The sequence below is a fragment of the Flagellimonas sp. CMM7 genome (assembly GCF_021390195.1).
Classification (GTDB): Bacteria; Bacteroidota; Bacteroidia; order Flavobacteriales; family Flavobacteriaceae; genus Flagellimonas.
In genome coordinates this window covers 2397380-2410620 of sequence record NZ_CP090003.1, presented here as the reverse complement: position 1 = coordinate 2410620, position 13241 = coordinate 2397380, and the positions used below count along the sequence as shown (strand labels likewise).

Sequence of the window (13241 nt, the reverse complement as noted above, 5' to 3'; positions counted from 1 at the left end):
TTCTAAATCCGATGCTAAATAGACTTCTTGGTTATTTTCTATTCCTCATCATTTTGACCTCTATTTCCTGTTCAAAAAAGAAAACAGAAGAAAATGTTGATTCTCACAATTATCTTTTTACCGCATTGGATAGTACCCAAACAGGCATATCATTTATCAACACTATAGAAAACGAAGAGGATTTTAATATTTTTCTATATCGTAATTTTTATAACGGCGGCGGCGTTGCCATAGGTGACATCAATAACGATGGTCTCCCAGATATTTATTTAACGGCCAACCGTAAAAAAAACAAACTCTTTCTTAATAAAGGTGATTTCACTTTTGAAGATATTACGGAGTCAGCCGGGGTTTCCGGAACCAAAGCTTGGTCCACTGGAGTTGTATTGGTTGATCTTAATGCAGATGGGCTGCTAGACGTTTATGTATGTAATGCAGGCAATATTAAGGGAGATGACCAGAAAAATGAACTCTTCATTAATAATGGCGATTTAACTTTTACCGAGAAAGCGGAACAGTACAATTTAGCAGATAGCGGGTTTACTACCCATGCTGCTTTTTTTGACTATGATAAAGATGGAGATCTTGATGTCTACATGCTCAATAACAGTTTTATACCCGTTGCTAGTTTGGGATATGAAAACAAACGTGATATAAGAGCTGAAGATTGGAACGTTATTGAAGAAATAAAAGGAGGTGGTGACAAACTTTTGAGAAATGATAATGGCGTATTTACAAATGTAAGTGAAGAAGCAAATATTTATGGAAGCCTAGTTGGTTTTGGACTAGGGGTTACCATTGGTGATATCAATAACGATCTATACCCAGATATTTACGTTTCCAATGATTTCTTTGAGCACGATTATCTATATATCAATAATCAAGATGGAACTTTTACGGAAAGTATTAAGGATTGGGCCAATCACTTGAGTCTTTTTTCAATGGGTGCAGATATGGCTGATATCAATAACGATGGAAAATCGGATATTTTTGTGACCGACATGCTTCCCGAAGGAGATGAACGCCTTAAAAACACTACTACTTTTGAAACCTTTGACACTCATCAACGTAAGCTTCAAAATGATTACTACTATCAATACATGCAGAATACCCTTCAACTAAACCAAGGAAGTTCTTTCTCAGAAATTGCCAATTACAGTGGTGTCTCAGGGACAGACTGGAGCTGGGGGGCACTTCTATTTGACATGGATAATGATGGCTATCGAGATATTTATGTATGTAATGGTATTTATCATGATTTGACCAATCAAGACTTTATTGACTTTTTTGAAGATGTTACAAGACAACAAACGGCCGTTTATGGAAGCAAGGATCAAAAGAATGAAGTCATCAATGCAATGCCCTCTACCCCTATCCCTAATTATGCATTTAAAAACAATGGAGATTTAACTTTTTCAAATTCATCAGAGGACTGGGGACTAAACACACCAAGTTTTTCCAATGGGGCGGCGTATGGGGATTTGGACAATGACGGAGATTTGGATATCATAGTGAACAATGTAAACCAGGAACTCTTTGTATATAGAAATAATGCTGAAAAGAACGCAAACAACTACCTTAAAGTGAATTTAAAGGGAGATGCTCCCAATACCTTCGGGATAGGAAGTGTTGTTGAACTTTTTATAGCTGACGAAATCCTTAGACAAGAATTAATTCCCTCAAGAGGTTTTCAATCTTCCGTTGCTTATGAAATGACGATAGGTCTTGGTCAAAAAGCACAGATAGATTCTCTAAGAGTAATTTGGCCCAATGACAAAACACAAACCCTTAAAAGCGTTGACGCAAATACCACTCTAATTCTTAAACAAGTTGATGCTACCTCCATATTTCAAAATAATTCAGAAGACAAACAGCCTTTTTTAAGTGAAATAAGTTCATCTATTGCTTCGCATGTTGAAGACAAGCATATCGATTTTGATTATGAAGGCCTAATATCAAAAATGCTATCCCAAGAAGGCCCAACAGTGGCTATAGCTGATGTTAATAATGATGGAAATGAAGACATATTTATAGGAGGCGCAAAGGGAGAACCTGCAAAAATCTATTTACATACTGGAAATGGAATACTTAAGTCAGCCTATGTACAAGACGTGTTTAGAGCTGACCGCCTTTTTGAAGATACCACTTCAGCATTCTTGGATATTGATGGAGATGGCGATATGGATTTGGCAGTTGGTTCTGGGGGCAATATCCCTGGTGATGCCAAGAATTATACTAACCGAATGTATATAAACGATGGAAAAGGAAATTTCTCGAAAAGTCCGAATAACTTAAAGAGTCTTAATACCAATGTTTCAATAATAGCTCCATACGATTTTGATGCGGATGGCGATGATGACTTATTCATAGGAAGTAGAAGTGTTCCTGGTATCTATGGCGTAAATCCTGAGCATTTGTTCTTAGAAAATGATGGAAGTGGTAATTTTTCAGATGTAACAGAAAGTAAAGCCTTCCATTTAAAAAATGTTGGAATGCTTACAGACGCCCAATGGGCGGATATAGATGGAGATTCTAAAAAAGACCTTGTTCTAACTACTGATTGGGGGTCCCCTAAAATTTTCAAGAACAATGGAAGAAGACTTAGTCCACTAGCGAGTTCCTTGGACAGTTTACTGGGTTGGTGGAATACAGTTTACTCTAAAGATCTGGATAATGATGGAGATATTGATTTAATACTCGGCAACCAAGGAAGCAATTCGGTATATAATGCAACTACGGAAAGCCCCTCTAAAATGTTCATCAATGATTTTGATGATAATGGAACTATTGAACAAATCGTGACAAGAAGTGTTGAAAATAGAGATGTTCCTGTTTCAATGAAACGAGAACTGACTAACCAACTTGTTTCCCTAAAGAAACAAAACCTCAAATTTTCAGATTATGCCACAAAGAGCATTGATGAGCTTCTAGATTCTGACATTCTAAAAAATTCCATTATCAAAGAAGTTAATACCACAGAAAGTGTAATAGCATTAAATGATGGAAATGGAAATTTTGAGATACAACGACTCCCAAAAGAGACCCAATTCTCATGTGTCTGCGATATCAATTGCACAGATGTAAATAACGATGGTAGGACAGATATAATACTGGGAGGTAATAACTACGATTTTAAACCCCAATATAGCAGGCTTGATGCTAGTTATGGTAGTGTACTGTTATCAAAAGAAAATGGAGATTTTGAGTGGGTACCCTATAGCGAATCCGGGTTTTATGTGCGAGGCGAGATCAAACACCTTCTTCCTTTTAAGGACAAGAATGGTAAAGAATTCCTTTTTGTTGGCATTAATAATGAAAAGCCAAAAATTTATAGCTACAATCAATAATTTGGAGGGTTCAAATAAAATGTAAACGTTTTCATTTTTATTTGTAGTTTTGCGTTCGTTCAGAATGCTTTCAAAAACAGCCACATACATATTAATTGCCTTAGTGCTGATTGGAACCCTACTTGGGTTTATATCTCCCGCTCTAGCATTGGCAGTTGGTATGATTTGCGGAATCTTCAAAATCGCTGACCAAGATATTATTCTAAAAAGCAAGAAGTTTCAAAAAACCCTTTTACAATTATCTGTTGTGGGTCTGGGTTTTGGAATTCATATGAAACAAGCCATAGAAGTAGGTTCAAATAGTTTTTTTATTACCCTCATTACCATTGTCTGTACTTTTATAATTGCCTTTGCAATCGGAAAAATTCTAAAATCAGAAAGAATAACGACCATATTAGTAGCCTCAGGTACAGCTATTTGTGGAGGTAGTGCTATTGCTGCCGTTAGTCCAAGTTTAAAGGCAGACTCTTCCCAGACTTCAATCTCACTTGCAATTGTATTTTTACTCAATGCAATAGCATTGTTCATTTTCCCATACATAGGCCATTATTTTGAGTTAAGCCAAGTACAATTTGGAACCTGGAGTGCCATAGCAATACACGATACAAGTTCAGTTGTAGGTGCTGCAGAAGTTTACGGAGAAATAGCATTAAATGTTGCCACTACTACCAAATTGGTAAGGACTTTATGGATAATCCCATTGGTGTTGATTATATCCTTTGGTTCAAATTCCAAAGAAAAATTTGCCTTTCCATGGTTTATTTTTGGTTTCATTGGGGCCATGCTCATCAACTCCTACGTACCATCTGCAGAACTCTTTAGTGAGCAAATTGTTTGGGTTGCCAGAAAAGCATTGATTTTCACACTTTTTTTAATTGGCCTACAGATTAATATAGCACAGCTAAAAAAACTTGGCTTCAATATTTTAATTGTTGGTATTTTTACTTGGATCGTTTTAGGTGTTGTATCCTTACTTTATGTTTTAAATTACATCTGATCTTTTTTAACATTCTGTTGAAAAGACGATGAACAATCTTAATGGTTGATTTATATGGCCGGAATAAAAGAAATCGCCAAAATTACTGGACTATCATTGGCAACTGTTTCTAGAGTTTTCAATGAAAGCCATTTGGTATCACCAAAGACGCGGGAAAAAGTACTAAAAGCCGCTAAAGATTTGGATTACCAACCCAATATTATGGCAGCTGCATTACGCAGTGGAAAAAGTAAAATCATTGGGGTAATCGTTCCTGAGGTAAACAATTTCTTTTTTAGTGGGATTATTAATGGAATAGAGAAAATTGTCAGTGATTCTGGGTACAACATTATTATCTCACAGTCCCATGAATCACAAGAAAAGGAAAATGAAGCGTTAAATTCATTTTTAAAATTGAAAGTTGAAGGCATATTGATATCCATTTCTAAAGAAACAACCGACTTTTCTCTTATTCAAAAAATATTGGACAGTAAGGTACCGGTAATCTTTTTTGATAGGGTCCCAAACCTAAAGCAAATAAATTCCGTAACCCTAGATGATTATAGAGGCGCCTTTCTTGCAACGGAGCATTTAATAACTCAAGGCTGCAAGAACCTTGTTCATATTGCCGGTGACGCAAACGTTTCAATCTTCAACAAAAGAAGAAAAGGGTTTATGGATGCTATTTCAAAAAATAAAGCTACCAAGTCTGCTACTATTGAGCTTACCACCGATGTTAAAAATGATATAGAGATTCTTCAAAAAACACTTAAAGCCAACCCAAACATCGATGGGGTTTTTGCCTTTGGCGATGAAATTGGACTGCATGCTTTAAACCTTTTTAAAACACTAGACATAGCAGTCCCTGAGAGCATCAAGCTTATAGCCTTTGGAAATGCTGATTTTACCAATCTAACGGAGCCGAAAATTAGCACAATAGATCAGGAATGCTCACAAATGGGGGAATTGGCCGCCAATTTGGTCCTTAAAAATCTGCAGGAGGAAAATATTAGCCCTGAAACCAAAGTGCTATTCCCCAGATTAATAATACGTGATTCTACCAAATAGATTTAAAATTCCAAAATCTGTTTTATCTGTTTTTGAATAGTTTCCTCGGTGTCTTGGTTAAGGGAATTATCCTCCGAATTCAGTAGTTTGAAAATTGAAGAAATAGGATTTTTATTGGGATGCACATGAATTCCCAAATGGTTTAATACTTCCGCCAAATGATCCATTCCTCTTAAGTTACCAGCTCTTCCAGATGCTATTCCCGTAATACAGGCCTTTTTATCCGCAAAGCTCGGTTTGTATTCCCGAGTCGACATCGCATCCAAAAGTAACTTGACAATACCCGGATAACTGCCATTATATTCTGGAATAAAAAACCAAAACTTAGTAGATGGTATAAAGTAAGTATCCTGTATGTGCTGAATCATCTTTGGCTGATCTGAGTCTTTGTACATGTTATCATAGACAACATTTCCTTCAAGTTCTGATAAATCTAAAAATCTGACCTCACCTTCAAACTCCAACTGAAGCTTCTCAAAAGCATACTTGGCAAAGTGCAAAGTTTTATTGTTTTTCCTATTCGATCCTGAGATAATTGTAATCATTCAAATGATAAAAGAAATTAAACTTAATATTTAAGGGGTAAAATTATGAATTTTTACAATGTAAACGTTTACATTTATCATTAATTTATTTAAATTTGGACGTTCACACCCATCATTTAATAGACATGAAACTGACAAAAGACAGTATTTCCCCATATATAATTGGCACCATGCGTTTGGGAACATGGGGAAGTAATCTTTCCACTCCCGAATATGAACACTTTATTGAAGGGTGTTTGGATTTAGGATTTATAGATTTTGACCATGCAGATATCTATGGTCATTACACTACCGAAAAAGACTTTGGCCATGTGCTTAAATCAAGAAAAGACCTAAGGCAAAAAATGAGAATTACCACTAAGTGTGGTATAAAATTGGTTTCTGAGAATCGTCCAGAACATAAAATAAAATCATACGATTTAACTACAGATCATATAGAAGCATCAGTAGAGAAATCGTTAGCTAGTTTACAAACGGATTATATAGATGTAATGCTGTTGCACAGACCAGATTATCTCATTGATCCTTACGAAATTGCTGAAGTATTTTCCAAGTTAAAAAAAGAAGGAAAAGTGTTGGCTTTTGGCGTTTCTAATTTTTCACCTTCACAATTTGATTTACTAAACTCATTGACTCCATTAGTTACCAATCAAGTTGAAATTTCACTTTTACAACGAAACGCTTTTGAAGATGGTACTTTAGATCAATGTCAAAAACTTAAAGTGATCCCGGCCGCTTGGTCTCCATTGGGTGGAGGGTTGCTTTTTAAAGACAGTACGGACAGTAAAGTCAAGAATATTCAAAAAACCTTGGCGGTGCTAGCCAAAAAATATAATGCAGCTATGGATCAGGTTCTTTACGCTTGGCTTAGAAAACATCCTGCAGGTATAGTTCCTGTTTTGGGAACTTCAAAAATTGAACGTATTCAGGCGGCGTACAAAGCATTGGACATATCGCTGACTCATGAAGAATGGTATATGCTCTGGGAAGCTGCCTTAGGAAGAGAAATAGATTAAACAAAATATAAAGAACGAGTAATGGAAAATTCCAAAATAGAAATTAGGTCTCCACATTTAGAAGGAGCAGAAGTATCATGGTTTGCCCCCATTTGTAATGGTGATGATCGCTATTTGGGTGAGCGCAGCATGGATCACAAGAGTACATTTGAAAATACATCTGAAATTTTGTTAACTGCCGACAAAAATGGATTCCGAAACATTTTGTGTCCATCTTCTTATCAGGTTGGGCAGGATACCCTTCCATTTGTTTCTGCCGTCGCTCCCATGACCGAGCAAATTAACTTGTTAGCTGCGGTGAGATGTGGTGAAGTTCATCCGGCCATGTTAGGTAGAACCTTAGCTACTATTGATCACATCCTTAAGGGAAGATTTACCATAAATATTATCTCCTCTCCACTACCTGGGGAAGAAATGTCATCCGAAGATCGTTACCAAAGATCCAGAGAAGTCATTGAAATTTTAAAACAAGCATGGACTCAGGATGAAATTGATTATCACGGTCAATTTTATAAAATGAAAATATCTTCCTCACCAGCAAAAACCTATCAAAATGGAGGGCCTCTACTGTACTTTGGAGGCTACTCCCCAGCTGCAGTTGATTTGTGTGCCGAGCATTGTGATGTATACCTCATGTGGCCCGAAACAGAAGGAAATCTCAGAAAACTAATGGAAAATATGAGTGCCAAAGCCGCCGCCTACGGACGTAAAGTAGATTTTGGTCTTCGTGTTCATGTGGTGGTAAGGGAAACCGAAGAAGAAGCAAGGGAATATGCTGACAGTATTGTTTCAAAATTAGGTGTAGAACAAGGAAAGGAAATGCGTGAAAGAGCTTTGGATGCAAAGTCATATGGTGTTAGCAGACAGGCAGAAATGCGTGAAATTGCAGAAGATGATGGCTATGTGGAGCCTAATATGTGGACAGGAATAGGTAGAGGACGTTCTGGATGTGGAGCGGCACTTGTTGGCAACCCTGATCAAATTGTAGAAAAATTAAATCGCTACATGGATATGGGAATTAGAGCATTTATTTTCTCAGGATATCCACATAAAGAAGAATGTGAGCGATTTGCCAAATTGGTTTTGCCGCGCCTGAAGACATTTTCTATGCCAATAGCACAAGGAAAGGTAACAGAAGAAGAACCAATGAGTCCGTTAGCTGGCGGAGTACGTATTTAACAGCCACTTAAGTGCTGATTTTAGAAACAAAATAGTATATTACATAATTAAGAATTATTCCATAACCAACCACTAATACCAAACCAATTATGTTAGATTACAACTTGGATTCTTGTGCTGTGGAATTAACTCATCTAATTGCATAGTCTATGATTGATTTACTAATTGTCAGTGCTTATTTCATTATTGTATTCGTTACGGCGATTACAGGAAGAACTTCAAAAGAAGCAACTACAGAAGAATACTTTCTTAGTGGAAGAAACCTCCGTTGGCCTTCAATTGCATTCTCAACTATTGCCACCAATGTCCAAGGATATCAGTTCCTTGGTTTTATGGGTTCCGCCTATTTGTATGGATTAGCGCAGGCAAATTTTGAAATCAACGCGATACAAGGCTTACTTTTGGCCGCATTCATCTTTGTCCCCATGTATTTAAGGGAAAAGATTATCACAATTACCCAATTTATCAAAACAAGATTGGGCAGTACGGTTGCTCTATTATATTCAGCTTCAAACATACTTTTGTTCTCAACCATAACATTGGGTGCCGCATTATTTTGGGGTGCTTACTCGGTAGATTTGGTCTTTGGAGATTTCCTATCCTTTATACATCAAGATAGATTAATAAGAATAGCAATACTGATTGTTTTCTTGGGTCTTTTTTCAGCGACTTATACCTATTTTGGAGGGTTAGCTGCTGTAGTTAGAACAGATGTCATTCAATTTGCAATTCTTTTGACAGGTGGTGTCGTAGTATTGTTCATCGCAATATATCATCTAGGAGGTTGGTCTGAACTCTATACCAAAACAGGTGATTTAATGCACCTTCACTTACCTGCGGACCATGATACGTTACCTTGGACACATATTTTTGGCGCTTTCCTATTAAATATTAATTATTGGTGTGCAAACCAGTCAGTTGTACAACGTTCATTGGCTGCCAAAAGCTTGAAAGATGTTCAAATTGGATTAATGGTAGGAGGGCTTATGAAATATTTTATGGCTGCCATTATTATTTTACCTGGAATTGCATTGGTTGGCATTTTAGGAGAAAACGGATTACCGGAACCAGATGCCGCTTTTCCATATTTAGTGAACACTTACCTTCCGGTAGGAGTCAAAGGTCTTATTTTATGTGCTTTGTTCGCCTCATTAATGAGTACAGTGGATTCCACATTTAACTCATTGGCTACTTTGTGGTCCATAGATATTTACAAAGTATATGTAAACAAAAAAGCATCTGACCAACAAGTGGTTAGATCTGGCAAAAACGCTATTTTAATAGCTTTTATTTCTGGTTCAATCATTGGTGTTGTATTGCTGTACCTAAAGTTCCAGGATCCTGGCGCAGCCTTTACCCACACACTTAATCAATTAAGGTATTTTATTAATTGTGGTATCGTGGTCTTAATAAGTGCTGCTGCATTCCTGGCCTTTCCAAAACACAGAATTGCCCTGTTCGGATTTGCGGCCACAGTTCCTTTACAATTCTTCTTTTTAGAATATTTCCCAGACATGAACTATTTTGTTAGAGCCATGTGGGTCATTATAATTGGATTTGTAATTATTTGGTTAGGATCAAGAACTGGATTTATTAAAGACAAATTAAAGCCTGAACCAGCTTCGCCCATGCTTGCCAAAGCAGGTATTGGAATGGCATTATCATTAATCGCATTACACATCATATTTCACTAAAATAGATAATGAAAAGACGTAGTTTCATTAGTAAAGGAACCTTGGGCACTTTTAGTGCTATCCTAGGAACCGAAATCGTCTTTGGGAGTACAATTCCTTTAGGATATAAACCATTGGCGCTTCAAGATCCAGACCCTTTCAAACTGTTTCAAAAGGACTCTGACATGACGGTTCTTAACACCAAGCCATGGAACATTGAAGCAAAAGCGCATCTTTTAGATGACAAAATCACGCCAAATAAGTTCATGTTTATTAGGAACAATGGGTTGATTCCGGAAAATATAGATGCAAATAACTGGTCATTGACCATTGATGGTGAATCTGTTCAAAAAAGTAAAACCTATTCCTTATCAGAATTAAAATCCAAGTTTCAACAATACACCTACCAACTTACTTTAGAGTGCGGCGGAAATGGCCGTAGTGAGTTCAATCCACCAGCAAAGGGGAATCAATGGACTATTGGTGCTGTATCCTGTGCAAATTGGACTGGGGTTCGTCTAAGAGATGTGCTGGAAGATGTTGGTATTAAAAGTGATGCTGTATACATTGGATACCATGCTGCGGATATACATTTAAGCAGAAATCCAGAAAAAGAACCTATTTCTAGAGGTGTTCCCATTGCCAAAGCCCAGCAAGATGAAACATTGTTGGCATTTAAAATGAATGGTGAAGATATTCCATTGGCGCACGGTTATCCACTAAGGTTAGTTTCAGGTGGTTGGCCCGCATCTACTTCAGGAAAATGGGTCAACAGGATTAGCATCAGGAACAAGGAACACGATGGTGCCAAGATGACCGGCACTTCCTACCGCGTTCCATGTGAACCTGTTGCTCCCGGCGAAAAAGTTGCAGATGAGGATATGTGCATTATTGAGTCTATGCCTGTAAAGTCATTGATTACTTACCCCAAATCTGGGGCTATGATCAAAGAAGGGCAATCCTTAAATATTAGAGGTCATGCCTGGGCAGGTGAATTGAATGTTTCTAAAATGGAGTATTCCATAGATTTTGGATCTACTTGGAACAGCTGCACCATTGAAGAACCGGTTAATCGTTTGGCATGGCAGCATTTTTCAGCAAAAATCAGTGGTTTTCCTAAAAAAGGATATTATGAAGTTTGGGCAAGGGCCACGGATTCCCAAGGCGTTGGCCAACCTATGCTTCTACCTGGATGGAATCCAAAAGGGTATCTAAACAATGCCTGTCATAGAATTGCAATTAAGGTAATTTAGTCATGTCCTCCGAAAACGAATTTAAAAAACAAGTACGCGGCCTTTACCAAAAACTCATCGCCGCTTTTGGTTTGATTGCCTTTGCTGTTTTTATATTTATTTACGTGGCTTTGAATCCTTCTATTCTTCAAAATGAACCAGAAGAAACAGCAATAATAACCATCCCTGAAGTTGAAGGAAAGATTGAAAACGGGATTCACGTTGCCACAGGTTTTGTGGATGCAGAAGGACTTACCGAGGTAATTCAAAATTGCACCAATTGTCATTCTGCCAAACTGGTCACGCAAAATAGAATGACCAAAGAAGGTTGGGTTGCTACCATTCGTTGGATGCAGGAAACCCAGAATTTATGGGACTTGGGCAATCAAGAGGAAGCCATTGTCAATTATCTTGCAATTAACTACGCTCCTCAGAAGAAAGGTCGTCGCGAGGTGCTCACGGATATTGAATGGTATTCCTTGGAAAAATAACCCTTTATCTAGCTTATTTAGCAAAATAAATATAGATTCCGATCACGATAAGACAAACAATCGCTCCCGCTTGTTTTACATACTTGTACGGCGTTATTTCTACTTGTTTGGTATACTTCTGAACAAAGGCTTCCTTTCTAGGATAGAACTTACCAATTATCAGCATAATTCCAGCATTTAACAAGAAGAGTATGGCCATTACATGTAAAAAATGAGGATAGGCATCAGCTTCAACAATTTTTAAGGCAGCTTCATCCGTTATTCCTGAAGCTTTTGCAGTTTCCAATGCTTTATCTACCATAGTAGGCCCAACTATAAATTGACTGATAATATAAAGTCCAGAGCCTAAAAATATGGCAATTTTAGCCGCTATCGCAGGAACCCGTTTGGTCAAATAGCCAACAACTATGATGGTGAGTATAGGAATGTTATAGATTCCGTTTATTTCTTGCAAATAGTTGAACAAACTGCCCGCCTTAGCAATCAAAGGTGCTATAAACATGGCTGCCAAAGCCAGACAAACTCCAAATACCTTTCCATACTTAACCACCTTAATTTCTGAAGCTTCTTTATTGATATGCTGTTTATAAATATCGATTCCAAAAAGAGTTACAGAACTGTTCAATACACTATTGAACGAACTTAGAATGGCACCGAACAGTACAGCAGCAAAAAAACCAACCAAATATTTGGGCAATACAGCCCCTACGAGTGCAGGATATGCCATATCGCTAGATTCCAGACTTCCATCAAAGTAATGATACGCTATCATTCCTGGTAATACTAAAATTAGCGGACCCAATATTTTTAAAAAGGAAGCCAATAACAACCCTTTTTGTCCTTCGGCTAAACTCTTTGCTCCAAGAGCTCTTTGAATGATCTGCTGATTGGTTCCCCAATAAAACAGTTGAACCAACATCATCCCAGTAAAAATAGTTGCAAAAGGCACTTCTTGTCCATGTTGACCCGTAGAATCAAATCGTTCTGGATTTGTGGACATCAATGTATCCAATCCAGAAAATACGCTACCATCACCAATAGCCATCAATCCAAATACAGGTATCAATATCCCCCGATCATTAATCCAATAGCATTAATGCTATCTGAAACAGCGACCGCTTTTAACCCGCCAAATACAGCGTAAATAGAACCAATGACTCCAATTCCCCAAATACAAATTACAAGGGCGGTTTTATCTGAAACATTTAATAATTCTGGAACATTGAACATACCACTAATGGCTACGGATCCAGAATACAGAATTACAGGTAATAATACTACAACGTAACCCGTTAAAAACAACCCCGAAGTAATCGTTTTGGTAGTAACATCAAATCTTTCGGCCAAAAACTGTGGGACAGTAGTTAGGCCACCTTTTAAGTATCTGGGCAACAGGAATATGGCCGCAATCACCATAGCAATGGCCGCCAAGGTTTCCCAAGCCATAACAGACAAACCATCTGTGTAGGCGCTTCCATTTAAACCAACTATTTGCTCGGTTGATAAATTTGTTAGCAAAAGAGATCCTGCAATGACACCTGCCGTTAAACTCCTTCCTCCCAAAAAATATCCATCAGATGATTTTTCATCAGTACTTCTAGTAGCCAAATAGGCAATGACCCCTACCAAAATAGTAAAGCCCAGAAAAGATAATATTCCTAACATGTTGGTCTGTTCAGTTGGTTTGTAGTTTATAAATATATTGGATTATTTA

At 37.5% G+C, this 13241-nt stretch carries 9 protein-coding genes and 1 pseudogene; 8 read left to right on the top strand and 2 right to left on the bottom strand.

The window, feature by feature from the left end; genetic code table 11:
• Positions 1-11: 11 nt before the first annotated feature.
• The 3 genes from LV704_RS10990 to LV704_RS10980 all read left to right on the top strand — a co-directional run bounded on the left by LV704_RS10990 (position 12) and on the right by LV704_RS10980 (position 5391).
• Positions 12-3347: a VCBS repeat-containing protein gene (locus LV704_RS10990; RefSeq protein ID WP_163420155.1), complete on the top strand. Its 3336-nt coding sequence runs from the start codon at positions 12-14 to the stop codon at positions 3345-3347.
• A gap of 64 nt (positions 3348-3411) precedes the next feature.
• The gene (locus LV704_RS10985) at positions 3412-4344 is read left to right on the top strand and encodes a YeiH family protein (RefSeq protein ID WP_163420157.1); all 933 of its coding nucleotides are present in this window, start codon (positions 3412-3414) and stop codon (positions 4342-4344) included.
• A 54-nt stretch (positions 4345-4398) separates the two neighbouring features.
• The gene (locus LV704_RS10980; protein WP_163420159.1) at positions 4399-5391 is read left to right on the top strand and encodes a LacI family DNA-binding transcriptional regulator; all 993 of its coding nucleotides are present in this window, start codon (positions 4399-4401) and stop codon (positions 5389-5391) included.
• 2 nt (positions 5392-5393) lie between these two features.
• On the opposite strand, the gene LV704_RS10975 is transcribed toward LV704_RS10980, so the two are convergent.
• A complete protein-coding gene (locus LV704_RS10975; protein WP_163420162.1) occupies positions 5394-5936 on the bottom strand; it encodes an NADPH-dependent FMN reductase in 543 nt (180 codons plus the stop codon).
• Between the two features lie 125 nt (positions 5937-6061).
• On the opposite strand from LV704_RS10975, the gene LV704_RS10970 reads away from it, so the two are divergent.
• The 5 genes from LV704_RS10970 to LV704_RS10950 all read left to right on the top strand — a co-directional run bounded on the left by LV704_RS10970 (position 6062) and on the right by LV704_RS10950 (position 11527).
• The gene (locus tag LV704_RS10970) at positions 6062-6952 is read left to right on the top strand and encodes an aldo/keto reductase family oxidoreductase (protein ID WP_163420164.1); all 891 of its coding nucleotides are present in this window, start codon (positions 6062-6064) and stop codon (positions 6950-6952) included.
• Between the two features lie 21 nt (positions 6953-6973).
• A complete protein-coding gene (locus LV704_RS10965) occupies positions 6974-8131 on the top strand; it encodes an LLM class flavin-dependent oxidoreductase (RefSeq protein ID WP_163420166.1) in 1158 nt (385 codons plus the stop codon).
• A gap of 149 nt (positions 8132-8280) precedes the next feature.
• Complete coding sequence (locus tag LV704_RS10960; protein ID WP_163420168.1) at positions 8281-9825, top strand: SLC5 family protein; 1545 nt, start codon at positions 8281-8283, stop codon at positions 9823-9825.
• An 8-nt stretch (positions 9826-9833) separates the two neighbouring features.
• Positions 9834-11057, top strand: a complete 1224-nt coding sequence (locus LV704_RS10955) for a sulfite oxidase (protein WP_163420170.1) — start codon at positions 9834-9836, stop codon at positions 11055-11057.
• Between the two features lie 2 nt (positions 11058-11059).
• On the top strand, positions 11060-11527 hold the full coding sequence (locus LV704_RS10950; protein WP_163420171.1) for a monoheme cytochrome C: 468 nt from the start codon (positions 11060-11062) through the stop codon (positions 11525-11527).
• Between the two features lie 13 nt (positions 11528-11540).
• Here the strand turns inward: LV704_RS10950 and LV704_RS10945 are convergent.
• Positions 11541-13192, bottom strand: a pseudogene (locus LV704_RS10945) (solute:sodium symporter family transporter).
• Positions 13193-13241: the final 49 nt, after the last annotated feature.